The sequence below is a fragment of the Pseudomonas iridis genome (assembly GCF_017980685.1).
Classification (GTDB): Bacteria; Pseudomonadota; Gammaproteobacteria; order Pseudomonadales; family Pseudomonadaceae; genus Aquipseudomonas; species Aquipseudomonas iridis.
This window is the reverse complement of record NZ_JACXXO010000021.1, coordinates 36,650-60,125: the sequence shown is the minus strand read 5'-3', so window position 1 is coordinate 60,125 and position 23,476 is coordinate 36,650. Positions and strand designations below refer to the sequence as shown.

Sequence of the window (23,476 nt, the reverse complement as noted above, 5' to 3'; positions counted from 1 at the left end):
TTGATCCACAAAAAAAGCCGCAACCCTAAGGTTGCGGCTCTGTCGTTTCAGCCCTTCAGATCAATGCGCAAACAGCGAATTGCCCTTCTGCCCTGCCAGTTTCTCTGGCTTGATCAGGAACTTCGCCAGTGCCGGCAGCAGCCACAGCGCACCGAACATGTTCCACAGCAGCATGAAGGTCAGCATCAGGCCCATGTCGGCCTGGAACTTGATCGCCGAGAAGATCCAGGTGCACACGCCGATGGCCAGGCACAGACCGGTGAACAGCACCGCTTTACCGGTGGATTTCAGGGTCTGGTAATAGGCTTCCTGCAACGGCAGACCGGCACGCAGGAAACTTTCCAGACGGCTGTAGATGTAGATCCCGTAGTCGACGCCGATACCCACGCCCAGCGCCACCACCGGCAACGTCGCCACTTTCACACCGATGCCCATGAACGCCATCAGCGCGTTGCCGAGTACCGAAGTCAGTACCAGCGGCAGCACGATGCACAAGGTCGCCGCCCATGAACGGAAGGTGATCATGCACATCACCGCCACACAGATGTACACCAGAATCAGGATGGTCAACTCGGCCTGTTTGATGACTTCGTTGGTGGCCGCTTCGATGCCGGCGTTACCCGCCGCAAGGATGAATTCCAGGCCGTCCTTGTTGTTGTCCTTGGCGAATTCCTGCACCGCATGCACCGCACGATCAAGGGTTTCCGCCTTGTGGTCGTTGAGGAACACCAGCACCGGCGCCAGCGAGCAACTGTTGTTGTACAAACCATCAGCACGGGCAATCGAGTTGTTCAGCACGTCCGGGTTGCGCGACAGGGTTTCCCATTTCAGGTTGCCCTCGTTCATGCCTTTGATCATCTGCTTGGACACAGTCACCAACGAGATCGCCGACTGCACGCCCTCGGTGTTCTGCATCTTCCACATCAGCTCATCGATCGGCGCCATGGCTTCAAAACGTGAGCAGCCTTCAGCCTTGGTCTTGACCATCACCACCAGCACGTCGGAACTGGTCGAGTAATTGCTGATGATGAAGTTGTTGTCCTTGTTGTAGCGCGAATCAGGACGCAACTCCGGCGCGCCTTGGTCGAGGTCGCCGATTTTCAGGTTCTGGCTGTACCAGAGGCCACCACCGAAGGCGACCAGCGCCAGCGCTACGGAGATCGGTGCAACTTTCGGGCTGGCAAAGTTCGACAGCAAGCGCCAGAACGGATGTTCGCGGTTCGCGTCCTTCTTGCTCTTGGCGATAGCGCGTTTGCTGATGCCGACATAGGAGATGGCGACCGGCAACAGGATCAGGTTGGTAAACACGATCACCGCCACACCGATGGACGCACCGATGGCCAGTTCACGGATAACACCGATGTCAATGATCAGCAGCGTGATGAAGCCCACCGCATCCGCGAGAATCGCGATCATCCCCGGCAGGAACAGTTGCCGGAACGTGCGTCGTGCAGCCGTAAGTGCGTTGTCCGCCTCGCTGGATTGCAGAGCGATACCGTTGATCTTCTGCACGCCATGAGAGATGCCGATCGCGAAAATCAGGAACGGCACCAGCATCGAATACGGATCGAGTCCGAAGCCGAAGAAGTGCATCAAGCCGAGTTGCCAGACCACCGCCACCAGCGTCGTGCTAAGTACCGCGATGGTGCTGCGCACGCAGTTGGTGAACCACAGCAGCAGAATCAGGGTGATCACGAAGGCGACGCCGAAGAACAGCACCACCATCACCAGACCGTCAATCAGGTCGCCGACCTTCTTGGCGAAACCGACGATGTGGATCTTGATGTTCGGGTTCTGCGCTTCGAACTTGTTGCGGATCTTGTCTTCGAGCTCATGGGAGAACTTGCGGTAATCCAGCGCCAGCAACTTGCCCTGATCCTGCGGGTCCGGGTAGGACTCCAGCAGCGGGATGTCGACGATGCTCGACTTGAAGTCGTTGGCCACCAGACGGCCGACCTGACCGGACTTGAGCACGTTGTTGCGCAGCAGATCGAGGCTGTCCTGCGAGCCGTTGTAGCTCTGCGGAATCACCTCACCGCCGGCGAAACCCTCCTCGGTCACTTCGGTCCAGCGCACGCTCGGGCTCCACAGCGACTTTAGCCCGGAGCGGTCAACGCCCGAGATGTAGAACACCTCGTCGTTGATCTGGCGCAGGGTCTCCATGTACTCCTTGGAGAAGATGTCGCCATCAGTGGCTTCCACCGAAATCCGCACGGTGTTGCCCAGGTTCGCCAGATCGTTGCGATGCTCCATCATCTTTTCGATGAACGGATGCTGCAGCGGGATCATTTTTTCGAAACTGGTGGACGGCCGGATCAACGTGGCCTGCCAGAACAGGAAAATGCTCACCACCAGGCAGATCAGGATCACAGCCGGGCGGTTGTTGAAAATCAGGCGCTCGAGGAACGTCGCCTTTTCCTGGTTTTGCGTGTTCAAGGAAGTCATAGCCCCGCCTTCTTATTATTGATCTCGGCGCCGTTCGGCAGCGTGATGTGGACGCCACCCTGCCCGGACAGAATCAGGTTGCCATCGCCGGCGGCGGTCACCGACGACAGGGATATGCGATCCGGGCGGTTGAACACGCTGAAGGTTTCGCCGTTATCGCTGCTGCTGATCACGGAACCGCCGTTGCCGACGATGACGATGGAGCCGTCGTCGAGCAAGGCAGCGCCGGAAAGGCCGAACTCCAGTGTTCCGCGCGCGGCTTTCAGCTCGATCTGTTCCCAGTTGCTGCCAAAATCGCTTGAGCGGTAGAGGTTACCGCGCAAGCCATAAGCCAGCAGCGTCTGCGGTTGAGCAGTGCCGATCACGCCGAAGAGCGAGCCTTCGTATGGGCCTTCGAGTTTTTCCCAGGTCTGGCCCTCGTCGGCGGAGCGGAACATGCTGCCCGACTCGCCGACGATGAACAGCCCGGCGTCTTTCACTGCAGCGATGGCGTTGAGGTGGAACTGGTCTTCGTTATCGAGGCGGTCACTGACGTCTTCCCAGTTTTTGCCGCCATCGGTGGTTTCCAGCAGCGCGCCGTAAGCGCCCACGGCAAAGCCGCTGCTGGCGTCCTTGAACCAGACGTCGAGCAGCGGCGATTCGCGTTTGAGGTCTTCGAATTGTTTGGTCCAGGTCAGGCCGCCGTCCTCGCTGGCGAGAATCTGCGCGTCATGGCCGACCGCCCAGCCGTGCTTGTCATCGACAAAATACACGGCCGTCAGCAACTGCCGGCTCGGCACCTTGGCCTGCGTCCAGGTCTTGCCCTGGTCATCGGAATACAGAATGTGCCCGCGATCCCCGACGGCGACCAAACGGGCGCCAGCGTGGACGACGTCAAGAATGAGGCTTTTCGCGGCTTTGGCTGATTCGGTGGCATAAACCACATCGGCTGGAGCCTGGGCGGCAATCACAGGTGCCGACAACATGGCAAAGCCCAGCATCGAGAGTGCTGTGGCCAGCAACGCGGTGTTGCGTAACGCCGGCGGGCGGCAACGACTCATAGACCTTCCCCTATTTATTATTGTTAGGCCATTTGGCCTTAAAGGGCGCCGCAAGGGTGTTCGAGCGATCGCTGGTCAGAAGCGTAGTCCTGAAACCCGCAATCCAGAGCCCCTTCGGAAGCTGGCTCATCCTATCGGGCTTTGGAAACGTCTGACAATCGGCGCCACGTTATCTTTTGTTAACCGCACACAGGCTTCTGCTGCCAGTGATTTCCATTGTGGGAGCGAGCCTGCTCGCGAATGCGGGGTAACAGTCACCCTCTTTATTGGCTGACCCACCGCTTTCGCGAGCAGGCTCGCTCCCACAGGGGCCTGAGGCGAATTGGGGATGTGGGGTGGCGGCTGAATACAGCGCCATTCGCCGGATGGATGAGGCGAATCTTGCGAGAGGGACTTGCGCGATAGGTATTATGGTATACCATCAGACGGGAAGACACTTTCAACCCCCCCCACCGGAGCAGCTCATGAGTTTCGAAATTCGCAAGATCGTCAGCTATGTCGAAGAAACCTTCATCGAAGGCGGCAAAGCCACCGACAAGCCAGTGACCATGGTTGGCCTCGCCGTGGTGATGAAAAACCCCTGGGTGGGCAACGGCTTTGTGGAGGACCTCAAGCCGCAGATCCGCGCCAATTGCTCCGATCTCGGCGCGTTGATGGTCGAGCGTCTGGTCGGGATCATTGGCGGTGCAGAAAAAATCGAGGCCTACGGCAAAGCCGCTGTGGTCGGCGCTGATGGCGAGATCGAACACGCCTCCGCCGTGATCCACACCCTGCGCTTCGGCAACCACTACCGCGAAGCGGTCAAGGCCAAGAGCTATCTGAGCTTCACCAACAAGCGCGGCGGCCCGGGTACCTCGATTCAGATCCCGATGATGCACAAGGACGACGAAGGCCTGCGTTCGCACTACATCACCCTGGAAATGCAGATCGAAGACGCGCCGCGTGCCGATGAAATCGTCGTTGTGCTGGGTTGCGCCGACGGTGGTCGTCTGCACCCGCGCATCGGTAACCGTTACATCGATCTGGAAGAACTGGCCGCCGAAAAAGCCCAGTAACCACAATAAAAAAGGCAAGCAGGAGCGCTCCATGATTCGGCTCACCGCTGAACTCACCCCGGCTGGCACCAGTTACCTGGCGACCGGCCAAGGCCAGCCCGTGGTTTTGATCCACGGCGTGGGCCTGAACAAAGAAATGTGGGGCGGCCAGATTGTCGGCCTCGCCAGCCAATATCAGGTGATCGCCTACGACATGCTCGGCCATGGCGCGAGTCCGCGACCGGCCAGTGGCACCAACCTGCTCGGTTACGCCGACCAGTTGCTGGAGCTGCTCCATCACCTGAACTTGCCTGAGGCGGCGGTGATCGGTTTTTCCATGGGCGGCCTGGTGGCGCGGGCATTTGCCCTGCATTACCCACAGCGCCTGCAAAGCCTGGTGGTGCTCAACAGCGTGTTCAACCGCAGCGAAGAGCAGCGCGCCGGCGTCATCGCCCGCACTGCGCAAGCCGCCGAACACGGGCCCGACGCGAATGCCGAAGCGGCGCTTTCACGCTGGTTCAGCCGTGAATATCAGGCGGCGAATCCGGCGCAGATCGCCGCGTTGCGGCAAACCCTGGCCAACAACGATCCGCAGGGTTACCTGACCACTTACGAGCTGTTCGCCACGCAAGACATGTATCGCGCCGACGACCTGGGCAGCATTCAGGCGCCGACGCTGATTGCCACCGGTGAGCTCGATCCGGGCTCGACCCCGGAGATGGCCGAGCAACTGGCCCTGCGCATCCCCGGCGCCAAGGTTGCCGTGCTGCCCGAGCAACGGCATATGATGCCCGTAGAGTCGCCGCGTCTGGTCAACCAGACATTGCTGGAATTTCTTGAATTCGCGCACTCCCGACAAAATCAAATAAAGGGGATCGTTGCATGACGCTCGCACGCTTCCAGATGTGCATCGGCGGAGAATGGGTCGATGCCCTCTCCGGCAAGACTTTCGAAAGCCTCAACCCGGCCACGGCCCAAGCCTGGGCCGAGCTGCCCGACGCCGATGAAGCGGATGTCGAGTGCGCCGTGCAATCGGCGCAAACCGCGTTCGACAGCCCGGCATGGCGTGGCCTGACCGCCACCGCACGCGGCAAACTGCTGCGTCGTCTCGGCGACCTGATTGCCGAAAACAAGGAACACCTGGCGCAACTGGAAAGCCGCGACAACGGCAAACTGATCCGCGAAACCCGTGGTCAGGTCAGCTATCTGCCAGAGTTTTTCCATTACACCGCAGGCCTGGCGGACAAGCTCGAAGGCGGCACCTTGCCGCTGGATAAGCCGGATCTGTTCGCCTACACGGTTCACGAAGCCATGGGTGTGGTCGCCGCGATCATTCCCTGGAACAGCCCGCTCTATCTGACTGCGATCAAACTCGCCCCGGCCCTCGCCGCCGGCAACACGATTGTGATCAAGCCGTCCGAACATGCTTCGGCGACCATCCTTGAGTTGGCGCGCCTGGCCCTCGAAGCCGGGATCCCGCCGGGCGTGGTCAACGTCGTTACCGGTTACGGCCCGAGTACCGGCGCCGCCCTCACCCGTCATCCGCTGATCCGCAAGATCGCCTTCACCGGCGGCGCGGCCACAGCACGGCATGTGGTGCGCAGCAGTGCCGAGAACTTCGCCAAGCTGTCGCTGGAACTGGGCGGCAAATCGCCGAACATCATCTTCGCCGACGCCGACCTGGACAGCGCGATCAACGGGGCGATTGCCGGGATTTAAGCGGCATCCGGTCAGAGTTGTGTGTCCGGCTCGCGACTGTTGGTGCAGGACGAAATCTACGACGAGTTCGTCAGTCGACTGGTGGAGCGCGCCCGGCGCATTCGCATCGGCAATCCGCAGGAAGACAGCAGTGAAATGGGCCCGATGGCCACCGCGCAGCAGCTCGCGGTGGTTGAAGGTCTGGTTGCCGATGCCCTCGCCGAAGGTGCGATTTTGCGTACCGGTGGCAAGCGCCCGACGGGGCTCGGTGATGGCTGGTTCTATGAGCCGACACTGTTCGAGTGCGACAGCAATTCGATGAAAATCATGCAGGAAGAAGTCTTCGGCCCTGTCGCATCAGTTATTCGCTTTAAAGATGAAGCCCAAGCGCTGGCGATTGCCAACGACTCACAGTTCGGTCTCGCCGCCGGCATCTGGACCCGTGACCTGGGCCGTGCCCATCGTCTGGCTCGGGATGTGCGGTCGGGGATCATCTGGGTCAACACCTACCGCGCAGTGTCGGCGATGGCACCGATCGGTGGCTTCAAGAACAGTGGCTATGGACGCGAAAGCGGCATCGATTCGGTGCTGGCTTACACCGAACTGAAAACGGTGTGGATCAACCTTTCTCAGGCGCCAATGCCTGATCCGTTTGTGATGCGCTAGGAGACCTGCGACATGATCGAACCCGGCATATATAAAGACGTGATGAGCTCATTTCCGTCCGGCGTCACGGTGGTCACCGCCCTCGACCCGGACGGCGGCATCGTCGGCATCACCGCGAGCGCCTTCAGCGCCCTGTCGATTGACCCGGCGTTGGTGCTGTTCTGCCCCAACTACGCCTCCGACACCTACCCGATCTTGCGCGACAGCAAGCGCTTCGCCATTCACTTGCTCTCAGCCGAGCAGACTGCCGAGGCCTACGCCTTTGCCGGTAAAGGCAAGGACAAGGCCAAAGACATCGAGTGGCATTTGAGCGAACTGGGCAACCCGATTCTGGCCAGGGCTACGGCGATCATCGAGTGCGAGTTGTGGCGCGAATACGATGGTGGCGATCACGCGATCATCGTTGGCGCGGTGAAGAATCTGATTCTGCCGGCACAACCGGTGACGCCGATGATTTATCACAAGGGCAAGCTGGGTCCCCTACCAACCTTGGCCTGACGGATTCACACAATACCCTGTGGGAGCTGGCTTGCCAGCGATGACGGCATCACATTCGATATCAATGTTGAGTGATCTACCGCTATCGCTGGCAAGCCAGCTCCCACAGGGATCGAGTTGAGGCGAACATCATGAACAATGAAAAGTACGAAAAAGGCCTGAAAATCCGCACTCAGGTATTGGGCGAAGCCTATATGCAACGCTCAATAGAGAACGCCGATGACTTCACCCGCCCGTTGCAGGAAATGGTCACCGAATACTGCTGGGGCCATGTCTGGGGTCGCGAGGGTTTGTCGCTCAAGGAGCGCAGCATGATCAACCTGGCGATGATCTCGGCGCTCAACCGCCCGCACGAACTCAAGCTGCATGTGCGTGGCGCCTTGCGTAACGGCCTGAGTCGTGAGCAAATACGCGAAATTCTGCTTCAAGTCGGCATTTATTGCGGCGTCCCGGCGGCCGTGGACAGTTTCCGGCTGGCCCGCGAAGCCTTTGCCGACGCCGACGCCGAGGCCTCCAGTTAACCCCTCGGCTGTTTTGATGCCCGTCTGGCATGGACAGCCATAGTAAAGAGCGGACCCCATGAAACGCCTGCCACTCGACGACAGCTTCAAGGTCAATCGCAACCCCGTTACCCTGCGCGAAATCGTGCTGGATAAACTGCGAAGCGCCATCATGAACTTCCAGCTTCTGCCGGGCGACCGCCTGGTCGAACGCGATCTGTGCGATCGTCTGGGCGTCAGCCGCACGTCGGTGCGCGAAGCCTTGCGTCACCTCGAATCCGAAGGCCTGGTGGAGTTCGCCGATGCCAAGGGGCCGCGCGTCGCCATCATCACCCTCGCCGACGCTGTCGATATCTACGAACTGCGTTGCGTGCTGGAAGGCCTGATCGTGCAGCTGTTCACCCTGCGCGCCAAAGCCAAGGACATCAAAGCCCTGGAGAAAGCCCTCGATGAGAACCGCAAGGCGCTCAAGGACGGCGAATTGCAGCAAGTGATCGACTCGGTACAAGGTTTCTACGATGTGCTGCTGGAAGGTTCGGGCAACCACGTCGCGGCCACGCAATTGCGTCAGTTGCAGGCACGCATCAGCTACCTGCGCGCGACCTCGGTGTCTCAGGAAAACCGTCGCGGCGCGAGTAACCAGGAAATGGAAAAAATGGTCGAGGCGATCAAGAGCGGCGATCCGCTGCTGGCGCATCAGGCTTGCGTGGACCACGTTCGCGCTGCCGCTGCCGTTGCTCTGGACTACCTCAAGCGCAAGCAGGAAGAAACCGGCATCGCTGTCAAAGGCACGCCACCGATCACCCTGCCCATCCCGCTCAAAGAACCTCGTATAGGTCACTGACATGTTCAGCCCGAGCTTTTGCCCAAAATGCGGTGGACCTGATCTCGGTCAGCAGGTACCGCCGGGCGATACGCACGAGCGCCTGATGTGCCGCGGTTGCGGCTTCATCCACTACGTCAATCCGAAGATCATTGCCGGCTGCATCATTGAGCAGGACGGCAAGTACCTCCTGTGCCAACGGGCAATTCCCCCGCGCCCGGGCACCTGGACGCTGCCCGCAGGCTTCATGGAAAGCGGCGAAACCACCGAGCAGGCCGCGCTGCGTGAAGTCTGGGAAGAAAGCGGCGTTCGCGCGGAAATCCTCTCGCCCTACTCGATTTTCAGCGTGCCGAAGATCAGCGAGGTGTACATCATCTTTCGCGCTATCGCGCTGGAGATCACCGGCCAGTTCGGGCCGGAAACCCTCGACTATAAATTCTTCGCCCCCGAGGACATCCCGTGGGAGCAGATCTATTACCCGGCGATCCGGCAGATCCTCGAACGCTATATCGAGGAACGCCAGGCCGGGGTTTACGGGATCTATGTGGGCAATGATGACAGCGGCAAGATTCACTTTATCCGCTGATCCCCACCTATCCCCGTGTGGGAGCGAGCCTGCTCGCGAAGGCGTCGGGTCAGTCGATACAAATGTTGAATGAACGACCGCCTTCGCGAGCAGGCTCGCTCCCACAGGGTGAAGTGGTGTTGCTTACATCGGGGCAACGCCTTCAACAATGATGATTTCCGCCTTCGCCCATTCTTCGCGGTAACTTTTCGCTTCCTGATACGCCGCTGAGTGGTAGCACGCCACAGCCTTCTCAAAGCTCTCGAACTCGATCACCACGCTGCGTTGCGGTGCCTGGCGTCCTTCCATCGCCTCGCTGCGACCACCTCTGGCCAGAAACCGCCCGCCAAACTCGGCGAATGCCTTCGGCGCGCGCTGGGTGTATTGGCTGTAGTGGTCGGGATCGGCAATGTCTACGTGAGCAATCCAGTACGCCTTCATAGTGACCTCTCTGTCGATTATGTATTATGGTATACCAATAATATTTCCAACAAACACTGAGAGTCCAGCATGGCCTTCAACAGCATCGAAGAAATCATCGCAGATTATCGCCTCGGCAAAATGGTCCTGCTGGTCGATGACGAAGATCGGGAAAACGAAGGCGACCTGTTGCTGGCCGCCGACTGTTGCACGCCCGAGGCGATCAGCTTCATGGCCCGTGAAGCACGCGGCCTGATCTGCCTGACGTTGACCGACGAACATTGCCAGCGGCTAGGGCTTGAACAAATGGTGCCGAGCAATGGCAGCGTGTTCAGCACCGCGTTTACCGTGTCGATTGAAGCGGCGGTTGGCGTGACCACCGGTATTTCCGCCGCCGACCGCGCCTGCACGGTTGCCGCTGCCGTGGCCAAGGACGCCCGCGCCGAAGACCTGGTGCAGCCCGGCCACATCTTTCCACTGCGCGCCAAGGAAGGTGGCGTGCTGACCCGTGCAGGCCATACAGAGGCGGGGTGCGATCTGGCCAGACTGGCCGGTTTTACGCCGGCCTCGGTCATTGTCGAAGTGATGAACGACGACGGCACCATGGCACGTCGCCCGGATCTGGAAGTGTTTGCGCGCCAGCACGGAATCAAGATCGGCACCATTGCCGACCTGATCCACCATCGTTTGAGCACCGAGCACACCATCGAACGTATTGGCGAACGCGATTTGCCGACAGTGCATGGCACGTTCCGCCTGATCACGTTTGAGGACCGCATCGAGGGCGGCGTGCACATGGCGATGGTCATGGGGGATTTGCGCCGGGAAGAACCGACGCTGGTGCGCGTGCATGTGATCGATCCGCTGCGCGATCTGGTCGGCGCCGACTACAGCGGGCCAAGCAACTGGACGCTGTGGGCGGCGCTGCAACGGGTTGCGGCAGAGGGGCATGGTGTTGTGGTGGTGCTCGCCAATCATGAGTCTTCGCAGGCGCTGCTGGAGCGGGTTCCGCAACTGATTCAACCGCCACGGCAGTTCAGCCGCTCGCAATCGCGGATCTATTCTGAAGTGGGAACCGGAGCGCAGATTTTGCAGAACCTTGGGGTTGGCAAGCTGCGGCATCTGGGGCCGCCGTTGAAGTATGCCGGCCTGACCGGATATGACCTGGAGGTGGTCGAGAGCATCCCCTTCAGCGAATAACCCGAGACCTCCGCAAATCCAGTGTGGGAGCGAGCCTGCTCGCGAAAGCAGGGGTTCAGTCGCTGGAGATGTTGGCTGTTCCACCGCTTTCGCGAGCAGGCTCGCTCCCACAGTGTTTCGCATTTCAAGCCACAAAAAGCAGATTCGCCAGATAACCGGTCAGGCAAAGTGCTTGCACAAAACTTGGAATACCATAATATGATATTCCATAGACCGGACACTTCCACGAACGTCCATCTACTGCTCCCGACAGGCGGGCAACAACGCAAGCCCGCTCAAAAACACAACAATGAGGGCGTGAAAATGGTGTTGAACAAAGCTGCAACCGCGATCTTTTTTGCGGGACTGCTCAGCGTTACCGGCCAGGCCGCGATGGCCGCCGAGAGCGTGAATTTTGTCAGTTGGGGCGGAAGCACCCAGGATGCGCAGAAACAGGCCTGGGCTGATCCGTTCAGCAAGGCCAGCGGCATCACCGTCGTACAGGATGGCCCGACCGACTACGGCAAACTCAAAGCCATGGTTGAAAGCGGCAACGTGCAATGGGACGTGGTCGATGTTGAAGCCGATTTCGCCCTGCGCGCCGCAGCTGAAGGCCTGCTCGAACCCCTCGATTTCAACGTCATCCAGCGCGACAAAATCGACCCGCGTTTCGTCAGCGATCACGGCGTGGGCTCGTTCTTCTTCTCCTTCGTTCTCGGCTACAACGAGAGCAAACTCGGCGCCAACAAGCCGCAGGACTGGAGCGCCCTGTTCGACACCAAGACCTACCCCGGCAAACGCGCACTGTACAAATGGCCAAGCCCCGGCGTACTCGAACTGGCGCTGCTGGCCGATGGCGTAGCTGCCGACAAGCTCTATCCGCTGGATCTGGATCGCGCCTTCAAGAAACTCGACACCATCAAGAAAAACATCGTCTGGTGGGGCGGCGGCGCGCAGTCGCAGCAACTGCTGGCGTCCGGTGAAGCGAGCATGGGCCAGTTCTGGAACGGCCGCGTTCATGCTCTGCAAGAGGACGGCGCCCCGGTTGGCGTGAGCTGGAAACAGAACCTGGTCATGGCCGACATTCTGGTCATTCCCAAAGGCTCGAAAAACAAGGACGCGGCGATGAAGTTTCTGGCCAACGCCAGCAGCGCCAAGGGCCAGGCCGACTTCTCCAACCTGACTGCCTACGCCCCGGTCAACCTCGACAGTGTGGAGCGTCTGGATTCGACGCTGGCCCCCAACCTGCCGACTGCCTACGCTAAGGATCAGATCACTCTTGATTTCGCGTACTGGGCCAAGAACGGTCCGGCCATCGCGACACGGTGGAACGAATGGCTGGTCAAATGAAAATGGCGGCCACTGCGTCCCGTCCCTCCACTGCCACCGGGAGCGCCGCACGCGCTGCCGGCTCGGCCGAAGGCAAAAAGGCGATTGCGATGCCGCAAGCCGAGTCCCTCAAACAACGCTGGCGCGGTGCCGGCAACCTCCTCCCGGCGCTGCTGTTCCTCGGCCTGTTCTTTCTTGCACCGCTGATTGGCCTGCTGTTGCGCGGCGTTCTGGAACCTGTGCCTGGCCTTGGCAACTATGAACAACTGTTCGCCAACTCGGCGTACGCCCGCGTGCTGCTCAACACCTTTTCGGTGGCCGGGCTGGTAACGGTGTTCAGTTTGCTGCTGGGCTTTCCGCTGGCCTGGGCGATCACGTTGGTGCCCCGCGGCTGGGGGCGCTGGATTCTCAACATCGTGCTGCTCTCGATGTGGACCAGCCTCCTCGCTCGCACCTACTCATGGCTGGTGCTGCTGCAAGCTTCGGGGGTGATCAACAAAGCCTTGATGGCGATGGGCATCATCGATCAGCCGCTGGAAATGGTGCACAACCTCACCGGCGTAGTGATCGGCATGAGCTACATCATGATCCCGTTCATCGTGCTGCCGTTGCAGGCGACCATGCAGGCCATCGATCCGATGATCCTGCAGGCCGGCTCGATCTGCGGCGCCAGTCCCTGGACCAACTTCTTCCGGGTGTTCCTGCCGCTGTGCCGGCCAGGTCTGGCGTCCGGCGGCTTGATGGTGTTCGTGATGTCGCTCGGTTACTACGTCACCCCGGCGCTGCTCGGCGGGGCGCAGAACATGATGCTGCCGGAGTTCATCATTCAGCAGGTGCAATCGTTCCTCAATTGGGGCCTGGCCAGTGCCGGCGCCGCGTTGCTGATCGCGATCACGCTGGTGCTGTTCTACTTCTACCTGAAGCTTCAGCCGGAATCCCCGGTTGGCGCCAGTAACGCGAGGTAAGCCGACATGCTCCTGACTCCCAACGCAATGAGCCGGCGCATGCGTTTCGGCCTCTACGCCACCACCGGGCTGATCGGATTGTTTCTGCTGTTGCCGATCGTCTTTATCGTGCTGCTGTCGTTCGGTTCATCGCAGTGGCTGGTGTTCCCGCCACCGGGCTGGACGCTGAAATGGTACGGCCAGTTCTTTTCCAACCCCGACTGGATGAACGCCGCAGCGGCCAGCCTCAAGGTCGCGGTACTGACGACGATCTGCGCCGTGGCCCTCGGTTTGCCGACGGCGTTTGCCTTGGTGCGCGGGCGCTTCCCCGGCCGCGAGATGCTCTATGGTCTGTTCACCCTGCCGATGATCGTACCGTTGGTGATTATCGCCGTGGCGGTGTATGCGCTGTTTCTCAAGCTCGGGTACACCGGGACGATGTTCGCCTTCGTCGTCAGCCATGTGATCGTCGCGCTGCCGTTCACCATCATCTCGATCATCAACTCGTTGAAGCTGTTCGATCAATCGATTGAAGACGCAGCGGTGATCTGCGGGGCCTCGCGCCTGCAAGCGGTGTTCAAGGTGACGTTCCCGGCGATTCGTCCGGGCATGGTAGCCGGCGCCCTCTTCGCCTTCCTGGTTTCGTGGGACGAAGTGGTGCTCAGCGTGATGATGGCCAGCCCGACGCTGCAAACCCTTCCCGTAAAAATGTGGACCACCCTGCGTCAAGACCTGACACCGGTGATCGCCGTCGCTTCGACGCTGCTGATCGGCCTGTCGGTATTGGTCATGGTGATCGCCGCCGCCCTGCGCCGGCGCAATCAAATCAGCGCCTGAGCGCCCAGGAGTACGACATGAGTGCCGTGATCAAAGACGCATCCCAGCAGAACGACAAACCCCTGGTCAGCCTGCGCAACCTGAACAAGCACTACGGCGACTTTGCTGCCGTGGACAACATCTCGCTGGACATCAAGGAAGGCGAATTCCTCACCTTCCTCGGCTCCAGCGGCTCTGGCAAGAGCACCACGCTGTCGATGCTCGCGGGCTTCGAAACGCCGAGCAGCGGCGAGATCCTCGTCAACGGTCAGTCGCTGGTCAACGTGCCGCCGCACAAGCGCGACATCGGCATGGTGTTCCAGCGTTATTCGCTGTTCCCGCATCTGTCGGTGCGCGACAACATTGCGTTCCCGTTGGCGATCCGCAAACTCGCGACTGCCGAACGCGAACGGCGTGTCGATGCGATGTTGAAACTGGTGCAGCTCGAAGAGTTCGCCCATCGCCGTCCTTCGCAACTGTCCGGTGGCCAGCAGCAAAGGGTCGCGATTGCTCGCGCACTGGTTTACGAGCCACGCATTCTGCTGATGGACGAACCGCTGGGTGCGCTGGACAAAAAACTGCGTGAAGACTTGCAGGATGAACTGCGCCAGTTGCATCGGCGTCTGGGCATCACCATCGTCTACGTGACCCACGATCAGGAAGAGGCGATGCGTTTGTCGCAGCGCATCGCGATTTTCAGTCACGGCAAGATTGTCGGTTTGGGCAGCGGGTATGACCTCTACCAGAATCCGCCGAATGCGTTTGTTGCGTCGTTTCTGGGCAACTCGAACTTCCTCAAGCTCAAGGCGCAGGGCAATGCGGCGGCGAGTTTTGAGGGGCAATCGTTGTCGATTCGGCTGACGGCCGGTTTGCACACCGATCAGGATGTGTTGCTGATGGTGCGCCCGGAAAAGGCGCTGGCGTTGAGCGTGGCGCAGGCGAGCAGCGAACCGCTGGCGGCCGGTTGGAACGAGGTCTCGGCGAAGGTGGTGGAAGTGCTGTTTCTGGGTGAAAGCCAGACTTGCAGCGTGGTCACTTCGGGTGGCACATCGATGACGGTGAAGGCGTTGTCGGCGGCGGGTATGCCGCTCAAGGCCGGGGATCCGGTGCAAGTGCGTTGGGCCACTGCAGACGCCTGCGTCTATACCGAATGGACTGAAAGCGATCTGAACAAGGCAGCTGGCGCTCACTGATAGCGTGTTGTCTGCGGGATTTACCCCCTCACCCCAGCCCTCTCCCAGAGGTAGAGGGAGCAGATCCGGGGATATTGAAGAAGTACGTCGACCTGAAAGTTCTGCAGTGAATCCATATTCACCGCCAATCTTTCAGGTCGATATCTGACGCCGGGCAACTCGGTCAGTCCCCTCTCCCTCCGGGAGAGGGTTAGGGTGAGGGCAAGCAGGCGACGGGGTATCACCTGATCGGCGCAAACCCTTCAATCTCATCCGGCCAAGCCGTCAGCACTTCAAACCCAGTCTCCGTCACCGCCACCATGTGTTCCCACTGCGCCGACAACGAGCCATCCTTGGTCAGCACGGTCCAGCCATCGGGCATGTTTTTCACGTGACGCTTACCGGCATTGAGCATCGGCTCAACGGTAAAAATCATCCCGGCCTTGAGCTTCATGCCCTGATTCGGGAAGCCGTAATGCAGGATCTGCGGCTCATCGTGATAAACCTTGCCAATGCCGTGGCCGCAATACTCACGCACCACACTGAAGCCTTCTTTCTCCGCCAGGCTCTGGATCGCGTGGCCGATATCGCCCAAAGTCGCGCCCGGTTTTACAACGCGAATACCCGCGCACATGGCGTCGTACGTCGTTTTGATCAGGTGCTGCGCCTCAGGCGTCGCCTCCCCGACCACATACATGCGGCTGGTATCGCCAAACCAGCCATCCTTGATCACGGCGATGTCGAGGTTGACGATGTCGCCATCCTTGAGCGGCGTGCCCGACGGGATCCCGTGGCACACCACATCGTTGACCGAGGCGCACACGGTTTTCGGGAAACCGTGATAGCCGACATTGGCGGGAATGGCTTTTTGCACATTGACGATGTAGTCGTTGCACAACCGATCCAGTTCATCGGTGGTGACGCCTGCCTTGACGTGCGGCACCAGCATCGCCAGCACTTGCGCGGCGAGTTTGCCGGCGGCGCGCGATTGAGCGATGTCGGTCGGGGTGTTGATCTTGATCTGGTTTCTCATGCCGTGACGTCTTCCTGAGTCAGTTGTTGCAGGTCCAGCCCGCCGTTTTGTTCAGCACGAATCAGCAAACGGCAGATCGCGCTGTGGTCGAGGTTGGGATGCAGTTCGGCGAGCATGCCGATGCGCATCCAGTGCTCGGCTTGCGCGTTGATCGAGCGGCTGAGTGCGTTGCTGGAAATGCGCAGGTTCTCGTGCATGTCCTCTGAAATCTTTACGATGCCCATAGCGAAATCCGATACGAAGTGTATATGGTTCGTATATTAGCTAAGCATCAGCAAGAATTGCAAATCAAGCCAGCGCCGCGTCGAAAAACGAAGAGATCAGCCGACTCGAACGCCGCTCGGCCAGGCAATACAGATAGGTCTCGGTGTAGAGCGCCGCGCCTTCGATGCGAATCACACGGATGTTCGGGTCGGCAATGAACTCCGCCTCCGACACCACCCCCAGGCCCAGGCCGCGTACCACCGCTTCACGCAGTGCTTCACGGCTGCCGATTTCCATGGCGATACGCGGTTTGACCTGCGCCGCGTGCAATGCCTGCTCCAGCACCAAACGGGTGGTCGAGCCCGGTTCGCGTTGCAGCAAGCGCTGACCTTCGAGCTCCTCCAGGCGCACGCTGCCACGGTTAGCCAACGGATGTTCGTGGTGCGCGAACAGAATGATCGCGTGCCGCGCGTAGTGCACCGCACACAACCCCGGGTCATCCTGACGCCCGGCCAACACCGCGATGTCGGTCACGTAGTTTTCCAGATCGGACAACACCTGCGCCGAGTTGCCCACGCGGATCGACACGTCGATGTTCGGGTGCTGTTGCAGGTAGGTGTCGACCATCTCGATCACATGAAACGGCCCCACTGCCCCCAGCTTGAGCTGGCCGCTGTCGAGCCGCCCCGAGTCGCGCATCAGGTTGTGCGCCTCCAGTTCCAGCAAGGCGATGCGCTGGGCAATCGGCAGCAATTGCCGGCCGACATCCGACAGCTCGATCCGCCGTCCGCGTCGATGAAAAAGCTCGACATTGTGCTTACGCTCCAGGCTTTGCACCTGAGTGGTCAAGGTCGGCTGAGTCAGCCCGCAAGCCCGCGCTCCGGCACTAAAACTGCCGTGACGGGCGACGGCCAGAAAAGCCCGCAGTTTGGCGCTCGACATCCATAGACTCCATCAATAGTTAGCTGCTGTTTCCCATATTGAATTGATTGAATGACTGTCACGTGACAGACCTAGCCTGTGGCAACTCCCAACCACACCGTGGAATGCCATGAAAACAATTAACCAGTTTCTGCGTGTCGTCAGCCTTACCGTACTCGCCCTGAGCGCCAGCCAGGTCTGGGCCAAGGACAAACTGACCATTGGCCTGATCCCGTCTGAAGACTCCCAGGCGATGATCGAGGCGAGCAAACAAGTGCTCGACGATCTGCAAAGCAAAATCGGCATGCCGGTGGTGCCGTTCGTAGCCACCGACTACAACGGCATCATCGAAGCGCTGCGCTCGGGCAAACTCGACGTTGCCTATCTCGGCCCGTTCTCGTATGTGCTGGCGACCTCAGTGGCGGATGTCGAAGCGTTCTCCGTGGCGGTCACCAAGAAGACCGGTCAGAGCGCTTACAAAAGCGTGATTCTGGCGCGCAAGGACAGCGGCATTCACTCGCTGGCTGATCTGCAAGGCCATACCTTCGCTTTCGTAGATCCAAGCTCCGCCTCCGGGCATCTGTTCCCCAAGGCCGGACTTGAACAAGCCGGTTTTGTTCCGGACACCTTGTTCAAGCGAGTAATTTTCTCCGGCTCCCACGACGCCAGCATCCTCGCCGTCGAGAACAAAAAGGTGGATGCCGCCGCCGTCGCCGACCGCATCTTCGCCAGCGCTGTGGCCAAGGGTGTGGTGAAGCAGGATGACTTCGAGGTGGTCTGGAGTTCCAAGCCGATCCCGGAATCGCCGATGGTCTGGCGTAAGGCGCTCGATCCGCAATTGAAGAAAAAAATCGCCGACGCATTGGCATCGATCAAAGACGTACCGTGGGGTGATCAGGGCGTACTTAATGGCTTTCAGCGCACTACTGACGCGGCTTACGACGTGGTGCGCGACACCGCCAAGGTGCTCGATCTCGATTTGCGGAGCATGAAATGATCAGTATCCGCCAACTGACCAAACACTACGGCAGCAACCCGGTTTTGCGCGGAATTGATCTTGAGGTCGGTGCTGGTGAATTCGTCGTGGTACTCGGTCAGTCCGGTGCCGGGAAATCGACCTTGCTGCGATGCATCAACCGCTTGGCGCAGGCCGATAGCGGGACGCTGAGCGTGGCCGGTATCGACGCCCTCGGCTGCCCCGACACCAGCGTTTTGCGTCGAGAAGTGGCAATGATTTTCCAGCACCACAATGTCGTGCCGCGCCTGAGTGTCTTGAAGAACGTGCTGACCGGTCGCCTCGGATCGGTTGGTACCCTCGCCTCGATTTTTCAGCTGTTTCGGCGTGACGATGTGGCGTTGGCCATGCAATGCCTGGAGCGCGTCGAACTGGCGCACAAGGCTGGCGAGCGTACCGATTCACTGTCCGGCGGGCAGAAGCAACGAGTGGGGATTGCTCGTGCCCTGGCGCAACGACCGCAAGTGATCCTGGCCGATGAACCGATTGCCAGCCTCGACCCGAAAACTGCGCGACTGGTGCTGCAGTACCTGCGCGATGCCACTCGCGAGCTGGGCATCACCGTGCTGTGCAATCTGCATCAGATCGAATATGCCCGCGAATTCGGCGACCGCGTGGTCGGCCTCGCTCACGGCAATCTGGTGTTCGATGGCAAGGCTTCGAGCATGACCGATGCCGATCTGGCGCGGATCTATCCGCAGCCATCCACGCAATTGTCCGCAGACACTGCGGCCCCGAACCTGACCTACTGCGCCGCATCGAGGGCCTGAACATGCAATCGAACAACTATCAGTGGGTGGGCGACCGGCCCCGCAGTACACGCAGTTGGCTGACCCTCGGCGCGGTCGTCCTGATCGTGCTGTGGACGCTGAACTGGAGCGCCCAAGGCGCCCAACTCAGCCTGGGCGAACTGGCTGCGGGGCTGCCGCAGATCGGCGACTTCCTCTCGCGAACCTTCCCGCCAGACCTGAGTATCCTGCCGCGCTTGTTGGCACCCGCTGTGGAAACCCTGCAGATCGCCATCTGGGGCACGTTGCTCGGTGTGCTGCTGGCGATTCCGCTGTCGTTTCTCGCAGCGCGCAACCTGAGCCGTAATCGGCTGGTGTTTCACGCCACCCGCCAGGCACTCAATTTTACCCGCAGCATCAACGAGTTGATCCTCGCCCTGATCTTCGTCTCGGCAGTTGGCCTTGGCCCGTTCCCGGGTGTGCTGGCGCTGGCGTTGCACGGTGTGGGCATGCTCGGCAAGTTCTTTGCCGAGAGCATCGAAGAGATCGATCAAGGCCCGATTGAAGCGTTGCAGGCAACCGGCGCCCGACCCTTGCAAGTGATCGTGTTTGGCGTCTTGCCGCAAGTCATTACCGCATGGATCGCGGTGATTCTCTACCGTTTCGAAGTCAACCTGCGCTCGGCCACGGTGCTCGGCATGGTCGGCGCCGGTGGCCTCGGATTCGAACTGGTGAGCAGCCTCAAGCTGTTCAAATATCAGGAAACCGCCACCTGCATCATCGTCATCACCTTCATGGTGATCGTCGCCGATGCGGTATCCAGTCGGCTGCGCGCCGCGATCCAGAGCGGTTCTAATCACTAGAGCCTGGCAACCATGAACGGTTGCGGACGCTGTTATCGCCTCAGCCGATTCAAACCTGCGAATTATCGATTTGAGCCGTTGCCGACGGGCGCTGAGTATGGCGCCACTACCGACAACAACAAGAAGGATTCACCATGACTGCCCGCTTCCAGAACCCAGTTGATACCCGTTTCGGCTGGGGCAGCCTGCAAGAACTTGACGCCCTCACCGAACAACAGACCGTCGCCCTCGTCACCTTCCCCGAAGCGCGTGGACTGGGACTGGTCGATCGTCTGCAAAAGTTGCTCGGTGATCGTCTGGTCTACGTCTTCGAAGACGTGCAGCCCAACCCGGATGTCGCGCACCTGCGCAGCACTTACGAAGATTTTTGGCAGCGTGCCGACACGTGCGACGTAGTGCTGGCGGTTGGCGGCGGCAGTGCGATCGACACGGCCAAGGCGTTGATTGTCGGTACCGCCTCGGGACGTTTTGATGAATTACTGGCGCTGCTGGCGACCGGCAAACCATTCACCCCGCCGCGCTTCAAACAGTTGATCGCCGCGCCAACCACAGCCGGTACCGGCAGTGAAGTCACGCCATGGGCGACGATTTGGGACAGCGCCAGCCAGAAAAAATATTCGTTGCACCTGGAATGCACCTGGCCGCGCGTGGCAATCATCGACCCGCAACTGATGCTCACCGTGCCGGCCGGCGTCACCGTTTCCACCGGGCTCGACGCACTGTCGCATGCGCTGGAATCAATCTGGAATGTCAACGCCAACCCGGTGTCCGACACCTTCGCAATCTCGGCCATTGAAGACATTCTCGAATGCCTGCCGCGCCTGCATAAGGACTTGTCCAGCCAGGAGCTGCGCACGCGCATGGCGCTGGCGGCGCTCAAGGCTGGCCTGGCGTTTTCCAACACCAAAACCGCGCTGGCGCATTCGATCTCCTACGAAATGACCCTGCGCCACGGCCTGCCCCACGGCATCGCCTGCTCCTTCACTCTGCCGCTGGTGCTGGGTTTGGCCTGGGGCCATGACGCTACCCGCGACCGCACCTTGCAGCGCATCTTCGGCGAAGACCTGGCCAAAGCCCAACAGCAGTTGCGCGAGTTCCTGCACAGCCTCGGCGTGAAGACCGAGTTCGCCGATTATGGCGTCTCGGCCAAGGACGCCGAAGACATCATCCATCTCGCGATGCAGGGCGCGCGCGGCAAGAACTTCATCGGTTCACAGGCCGCCTGACGCGTCGCAATTGCTAAATAACCCAAGCACAGCCAGCAGCCAAAAGCTGCGGTGATTTCCTGTCGCACCAAAAAAGAGTGCACCCGCTGCCGACATTCGGCGGGAACCCACAACAATAAGGAAAAGATCATGAATCGTGCCCAAACCCTGCCTGGTCTCGCCGTACGTTCTGCCTCGTTCCGGGTCGCCCAATGGCGCATGTTGCTGGCGGCGATGTTCTGCTACCTGTTTTTCTACACCGGTCGACAAACCTTCGGTTTCGCTATCCCGGGTATCCAGGCCGAATTCGGCTTGACCAAGGAAACCCTCGGCTGGGCATCCGCCGCGATGCTCTGGGCCTATGCCATCGGCCAGGCAATCAACGGCAACCTCGCCGACAAATTCGGTGGTCGGCGCATCATGACCCTCGGCGCAGTGCTGTCGTGCGGGGCGAATTGGGTGACCAGTTTTGCCGGTGGACTCACCAGCCTGATCCTGCCGTGGGGCGTTAACGGTTACTTTCAGGCGCTCGGCTGGGCGCCGGGAAGCCGTCTGCTTTCCAATTGGTGGGCGGCCGGCGAGCGCGGCAAGGTTTATGGCTTCTACACCTTCGCCGCGGGTTGCGCGTCGATTCTGTCGTACGTCACCTCCATCGTCATTCTGGAAGTGTTGCAACTGGAATGGCGCTGGATCTTCCGTTTGCCGGTGTTGTTGATGCTGGCCGGCGGGATCATTTTCTATCTGGTCGCTCGCGAACGGCCTCAGGATCTTGGCTTCGAGCCGCTGACTGATACTGGCGTCGCCAACACCGACGACAAACATCAGGAAGCAGCCCACGGCGCGGTCGAGTCCTCGGCGCAGCGCTACAAGGCAGTACTGAAGAATCCACGCTTGCTTATCGCCGCGCTGGCATTGGGTTTCCAGAACGCCGCGCGCTACGGACTGATCGTCTGGGTGCCGGTGCACTTTCTCGGCGCCAACTGGAAAAGCGGCGACAGCATGGTCGATCCGAAGTGGATCACCGTCGCCCTCCCCGTCGGCATGGCGGTCGGCGCCCTGAGCAACGGCTGGGTGTCGGACAAGCTGTTCGGCTCCAGGCGCTATCTTGCGATCATGCTTTATATGGTCCTCGGCGCTGCGACCAGTCTGTGGATGTGGAGCCTGCCGCCGCACAGTCTGGTCGGTCTGATCGCGTTGTTCCTTTGCGGCTTCTTCGTCTACGGCCCGGCGTCGAGTTTCTGGGCACTGTGTCCTGACCTGGTCGGCGCCAAGCGTGCGGGCACGGCGACCGGGGTGATGAACTTCTCGTCCTATCTGTTCGCCGGACTGGCCGAACCGCTGATCGGCCGTTTGCTTGACTCCACGGCAAATACGTCTCTTATCTTCATCGTGGTCACCAGCGCCTGCCTTTGCAGCGCGGCGGTGGCAATGTTCATCCGACGCTGACGGGGCCTGCATGTACCAGTACCACAAGTGGTTGCGTTCATTTCATGCCGTGGCCAAGACCGGCAGTTTCACCCTCGCCGCCGAGTTTCTGTGCATCGGTCAGCCGACCGTCAGCGAGCAGGTCAACGCGCTGGAGAAAACCTTCTCGGTGGAACTGTTCCATCGTCGCGGGCGCTACATCGAGATGAGCGCGGCCGGGCACAAGCTGTACGCAATTACCCAGGGCCTATTTGGTCAGGAGGATGAGGCGGTGCAACTGCTGCAGAGCTTCAAGCAACGCAAATCCGGCATGCTGCGCCTCGGCGCCGTGTCGCCGCCGATCGCGATGAACCTGACTTATGAGCTAATGCAGCGCCACCCTGATATCGAACTGGAGACCTCGTTCTCCTCGGAAAAGGAAACCCTGGCGCGACTGTTCAATTTTGATATCGATGTGGCGATTCTGGCGCTGTCGGAATTCGATCAGCGCTTCCACACGCGCTTGTATCACCGCTATCCGATCATTGCCGTGGTGCGTGACGACCATCCCTGGGCCAGCCAGGAGCAGGTTCACGTCAGCGAAATCAGCCGCGAAAAATGGGTGCTGCGCGAGACCAGTGCACGCACCCGGCAACTGGTGGAAGAAAGCTGCAAACGCCTCGACATCGAACTCAACTGCGTCATGCAACTGAACAGCCGTGAGGCCATCGTGCACGCCATCGTCAAAGGCATCGGCATCGGTTTTGTTTCGGCCGTCGAGTACGCCGAAACCCCGGGCACCAAGCCGATCACCTTTGTCGACCATCCGTTCTTCATCGAATACCACTTGTGCTGCCTCGGCATACGCAGGAACCGACCGGTAATCGCGGAGCTGTTCGACTCGAATTCACCGATGCTCTGATTCAACACTTATTCCAACCGGCCTACCTCTATATCGAGGGACGGCACACGCT

General features: G+C 60.1%; 23 protein-coding genes and 1 pseudogene. 18 read left to right on the top strand and 6 right to left on the bottom strand.

The genetic code is table 11. The features are described 5' to 3' along the window. Positions 1-60: 60 nt before the first annotated feature. Positions 61-2,445, bottom strand: coding sequence for an efflux RND transporter permease subunit (locus tag IEQ42_RS24550; RefSeq protein ID WP_210705788.1), 2,385 nt, complete (start codon positions 2,443-2,445; stop codon positions 61-63). Continuing rightward, positions 2,442-3,485 carry a WD40/YVTN/BNR-like repeat-containing protein gene (locus IEQ42_RS24545; protein ID WP_210705786.1) on the bottom strand — a complete coding sequence of 348 codons (1,044 nt, stop codon included), beginning with the start codon at positions 3,483-3,485 and terminating at the stop codon, positions 2,442-2,444. Before IEQ42_RS24545 ends, IEQ42_RS24550 begins: the two co-directional genes overlap by 4 nt. A gap of 464 nt (positions 3,486-3,949) precedes the next feature. Here IEQ42_RS24545 and IEQ42_RS24540 point away from each other — a divergent pair, with 464 nt between their 5' ends. The 7 genes and pseudogenes from IEQ42_RS24540 (at position 3,950) to IEQ42_RS24510 (ending at position 9,290) form a co-directional block, all read left to right on the top strand. Then, positions 3,950-4,540, top strand: a complete 591-nt coding sequence (locus tag IEQ42_RS24540; protein WP_003225712.1) for an amino acid synthesis family protein — start codon at positions 3,950-3,952, stop codon at positions 4,538-4,540. A 31-nt stretch (positions 4,541-4,571) separates the two neighbouring features. Next, positions 4,572-5,405: an alpha/beta fold hydrolase gene (locus IEQ42_RS24535; RefSeq protein ID WP_210705784.1), complete on the top strand. Its 834-nt coding sequence runs from the start codon at positions 4,572-4,574 to the stop codon at positions 5,403-5,405. After that, positions 5,402-6,883 (top strand): annotated as a pseudogene (locus tag IEQ42_RS24530) (aldehyde dehydrogenase). The gene IEQ42_RS24535 and the pseudogene IEQ42_RS24530 overlap by 4 nt, the downstream one beginning before the upstream one ends. Before the next feature lie 12 nt (positions 6,884-6,895). Then, positions 6,896-7,381 (top strand): flavin reductase family protein, encoded by a 486-nt coding sequence (locus tag IEQ42_RS24525; protein WP_210705782.1) that lies wholly within the window; start codon positions 6,896-6,898, stop codon positions 7,379-7,381. A gap of 131 nt (positions 7,382-7,512) precedes the next feature. After that, entirely contained in the window at positions 7,513-7,902 is a 390-nt protein-coding gene (locus tag IEQ42_RS24520) for a carboxymuconolactone decarboxylase family protein (RefSeq protein ID WP_210705780.1), read from the top strand. Between the two features lie 58 nt (positions 7,903-7,960). Further along, positions 7,961-8,725, top strand: a complete 765-nt coding sequence (locus tag IEQ42_RS24515; protein ID WP_042559512.1) for a GntR family transcriptional regulator — start codon at positions 7,961-7,963, stop codon at positions 8,723-8,725. A gap of 1 nt (position 8,726) precedes the next feature. Next, on the top strand, positions 8,727-9,290 hold the full coding sequence (locus IEQ42_RS24510) for an NUDIX hydrolase (RefSeq protein ID WP_150592145.1): 564 nt from the start codon (positions 8,727-8,729) through the stop codon (positions 9,288-9,290). Between the two features lie 123 nt (positions 9,291-9,413). On the opposite strand, the gene IEQ42_RS24505 is transcribed toward IEQ42_RS24510, so the two are convergent. Then, a complete protein-coding gene (locus IEQ42_RS24505; protein WP_210705778.1) occupies positions 9,414-9,710 on the bottom strand; it encodes a DUF1330 domain-containing protein in 297 nt (98 codons plus the stop codon). Between the two features lie 69 nt (positions 9,711-9,779). Between IEQ42_RS24505 and ribBA the strand changes: the two genes are divergently transcribed. The 5 genes from ribBA to IEQ42_RS24480 all read left to right on the top strand — a co-directional run bounded on the left by ribBA (position 9,780) and on the right by IEQ42_RS24480 (position 15,150). Then, positions 9,780-10,889 carry a bifunctional 3,4-dihydroxy-2-butanone-4-phosphate synthase/GTP cyclohydrolase II gene (ribBA, locus tag IEQ42_RS24500; RefSeq protein ID WP_210705776.1) on the top strand — a complete coding sequence of 370 codons (1,110 nt, stop codon included), beginning with the start codon at positions 9,780-9,782 and terminating at the stop codon, positions 10,887-10,889. A 303-nt stretch (positions 10,890-11,192) separates the two neighbouring features. Continuing rightward, entirely contained in the window at positions 11,193-12,218 is a 1,026-nt protein-coding gene (locus IEQ42_RS24495; protein ID WP_042559516.1) for an ABC transporter substrate-binding protein, read from the top strand. Further along, positions 12,215-13,162, top strand: a complete 948-nt coding sequence (locus IEQ42_RS24490; protein ID WP_042559517.1) for an ABC transporter permease — start codon at positions 12,215-12,217, stop codon at positions 13,160-13,162. The genes IEQ42_RS24495 and IEQ42_RS24490 overlap by 4 nt, the downstream gene beginning before the upstream one ends. A gap of 6 nt (positions 13,163-13,168) precedes the next feature. Next, positions 13,169-13,978, top strand: coding sequence for an ABC transporter permease (locus IEQ42_RS24485; protein ID WP_047301679.1), 810 nt, complete (start codon positions 13,169-13,171; stop codon positions 13,976-13,978). Positions 13,979-13,995: 17 nt separating this feature from the next. Next, on the top strand, positions 13,996-15,150 hold the full coding sequence (locus IEQ42_RS24480; protein ID WP_210705774.1) for an ABC transporter ATP-binding protein: 1,155 nt from the start codon (positions 13,996-13,998) through the stop codon (positions 15,148-15,150). A gap of 220 nt (positions 15,151-15,370) precedes the next feature. On the opposite strand, the gene map is transcribed toward IEQ42_RS24480, so the two are convergent. The 3 genes from map to IEQ42_RS24465 all read right to left on the bottom strand — a co-directional run bounded on the left by map (position 15,371) and on the right by IEQ42_RS24465 (position 17,308). Next, positions 15,371-16,162 carry a type I methionyl aminopeptidase gene (gene map, locus IEQ42_RS24475; protein ID WP_210705772.1) on the bottom strand — a complete coding sequence of 264 codons (792 nt, stop codon included), beginning with the start codon at positions 16,160-16,162 and terminating at the stop codon, positions 15,371-15,373. Further along, a complete protein-coding gene (locus tag IEQ42_RS24470) occupies positions 16,159-16,386 on the bottom strand; it encodes a ParD-like family protein (RefSeq protein ID WP_042559521.1) in 228 nt (75 codons plus the stop codon). Before IEQ42_RS24470 ends, map begins: the two co-directional genes overlap by 4 nt. A gap of 64 nt (positions 16,387-16,450) precedes the next feature. Further along, positions 16,451-17,308, bottom strand: coding sequence for a LysR substrate-binding domain-containing protein (locus tag IEQ42_RS24465; protein ID WP_210705770.1), 858 nt, complete (start codon positions 17,306-17,308; stop codon positions 16,451-16,453). 109 nt (positions 17,309-17,417) lie between these two features. On the opposite strand from IEQ42_RS24465, the gene phnD reads away from it, so the two are divergent. The 6 genes from phnD (at position 17,418) to IEQ42_RS24435 (ending at position 23,424) form a co-directional block, all read left to right on the top strand. Further along, on the top strand, positions 17,418-18,284 hold the full coding sequence (gene phnD / locus IEQ42_RS24460; RefSeq protein WP_210705768.1) for a phosphonate ABC transporter substrate-binding protein: 867 nt from the start codon (positions 17,418-17,420) through the stop codon (positions 18,282-18,284). Continuing rightward, positions 18,281-19,072 (top strand): phosphonate ABC transporter ATP-binding protein, encoded by a 792-nt coding sequence (phnC, locus tag IEQ42_RS24455; protein ID WP_210705766.1) that lies wholly within the window; start codon positions 18,281-18,283, stop codon positions 19,070-19,072. Before phnD ends, phnC begins: the two co-directional genes overlap by 4 nt. Before the next feature lie 2 nt (positions 19,073-19,074). Then, entirely contained in the window at positions 19,075-19,893 is an 819-nt protein-coding gene (gene phnE / locus IEQ42_RS24450; RefSeq protein WP_210705765.1) for a phosphonate ABC transporter, permease protein PhnE, read from the top strand. Between the two features lie 134 nt (positions 19,894-20,027). Then, entirely contained in the window at positions 20,028-21,119 is a 1,092-nt protein-coding gene (gene psrA, locus IEQ42_RS24445; protein ID WP_210705763.1) for an iron-containing alcohol dehydrogenase PsrA, read from the top strand. Between the two features lie 129 nt (positions 21,120-21,248). Then, the gene (locus IEQ42_RS24440; protein ID WP_210705761.1) at positions 21,249-22,544 is read left to right on the top strand and encodes an MFS transporter; all 1,296 of its coding nucleotides are present in this window, start codon (positions 21,249-21,251) and stop codon (positions 22,542-22,544) included. Positions 22,545-22,554: 10 nt separating this feature from the next. Beyond that, positions 22,555-23,424 carry a LysR substrate-binding domain-containing protein gene (locus IEQ42_RS24435; RefSeq protein WP_210705759.1) on the top strand — a complete coding sequence of 290 codons (870 nt, stop codon included), beginning with the start codon at positions 22,555-22,557 and terminating at the stop codon, positions 23,422-23,424. Positions 23,425-23,476 lie beyond the last annotated feature (52 nt).

Excerpts from the sequence above, each read along its gene's own strand:
- IEQ42_RS24550 (WP_210705788.1), bottom strand. The coding sequence starts at position 2,445 with ATGACTTCCTTGAACACGCAAAACCAGGAAAAGGCGACGTTCCTCGAG.
- IEQ42_RS24545 (WP_210705786.1), bottom strand. The coding sequence starts at position 3,485 with ATGAGTCGTTGCCGCCCGCCGGCGTTACGCAACACCGCGTTGCTGGCC.
- IEQ42_RS24540 (WP_003225712.1), top strand. The coding sequence starts at position 3,950 with ATGAGTTTCGAAATTCGCAAGATCGTCAGCTATGTCGAAGAAACCTTC.
- IEQ42_RS24535 (WP_210705784.1), top strand. The coding sequence starts at position 4,572 with ATGATTCGGCTCACCGCTGAACTCACCCCGGCTGGCACCAGTTACCTG.
- IEQ42_RS24525 (WP_210705782.1), top strand. The coding sequence starts at position 6,896 with ATGATCGAACCCGGCATATATAAAGACGTGATGAGCTCATTTCCGTCC.
- IEQ42_RS24520 (WP_210705780.1), top strand. The coding sequence starts at position 7,513 with ATGAACAATGAAAAGTACGAAAAAGGCCTGAAAATCCGCACTCAGGTA.
- IEQ42_RS24515 (WP_042559512.1), top strand. The coding sequence starts at position 7,961 with ATGAAACGCCTGCCACTCGACGACAGCTTCAAGGTCAATCGCAACCCC.
- IEQ42_RS24510 (WP_150592145.1), top strand. The coding sequence starts at position 8,727 with ATGTTCAGCCCGAGCTTTTGCCCAAAATGCGGTGGACCTGATCTCGGT.
- IEQ42_RS24505 (WP_210705778.1), bottom strand. The coding sequence starts at position 9,710 with ATGAAGGCGTACTGGATTGCTCACGTAGACATTGCCGATCCCGACCAC.
- ribBA (WP_210705776.1), top strand. The coding sequence starts at position 9,780 with ATGGCCTTCAACAGCATCGAAGAAATCATCGCAGATTATCGCCTCGGC.
- IEQ42_RS24495 (WP_042559516.1), top strand. The coding sequence starts at position 11,193 with ATGGTGTTGAACAAAGCTGCAACCGCGATCTTTTTTGCGGGACTGCTC.
- IEQ42_RS24490 (WP_042559517.1), top strand. The coding sequence starts at position 12,215 with ATGAAAATGGCGGCCACTGCGTCCCGTCCCTCCACTGCCACCGGGAGC.
- IEQ42_RS24485 (WP_047301679.1), top strand. The coding sequence starts at position 13,169 with ATGCTCCTGACTCCCAACGCAATGAGCCGGCGCATGCGTTTCGGCCTC.
- IEQ42_RS24480 (WP_210705774.1), top strand. The coding sequence starts at position 13,996 with ATGAGTGCCGTGATCAAAGACGCATCCCAGCAGAACGACAAACCCCTG.
- map (WP_210705772.1), bottom strand. The coding sequence starts at position 16,162 with ATGAGAAACCAGATCAAGATCAACACCCCGACCGACATCGCTCAATCG.
- IEQ42_RS24470 (WP_042559521.1), bottom strand. The coding sequence starts at position 16,386 with ATGGGCATCGTAAAGATTTCAGAGGACATGCACGAGAACCTGCGCATT.
- IEQ42_RS24465 (WP_210705770.1), bottom strand. The coding sequence starts at position 17,308 with ATGTCGAGCGCCAAACTGCGGGCTTTTCTGGCCGTCGCCCGTCACGGC.
- phnD (WP_210705768.1), top strand. The coding sequence starts at position 17,418 with ATGAAAACAATTAACCAGTTTCTGCGTGTCGTCAGCCTTACCGTACTC.
- phnC (WP_210705766.1), top strand. The coding sequence starts at position 18,281 with ATGATCAGTATCCGCCAACTGACCAAACACTACGGCAGCAACCCGGTT.
- phnE (WP_210705765.1), top strand. The coding sequence starts at position 19,075 with ATGCAATCGAACAACTATCAGTGGGTGGGCGACCGGCCCCGCAGTACA.
- psrA (WP_210705763.1), top strand. The coding sequence starts at position 20,028 with ATGACTGCCCGCTTCCAGAACCCAGTTGATACCCGTTTCGGCTGGGGC.
- IEQ42_RS24440 (WP_210705761.1), top strand. The coding sequence starts at position 21,249 with ATGAATCGTGCCCAAACCCTGCCTGGTCTCGCCGTACGTTCTGCCTCG.
- IEQ42_RS24435 (WP_210705759.1), top strand. The coding sequence starts at position 22,555 with ATGTACCAGTACCACAAGTGGTTGCGTTCATTTCATGCCGTGGCCAAG.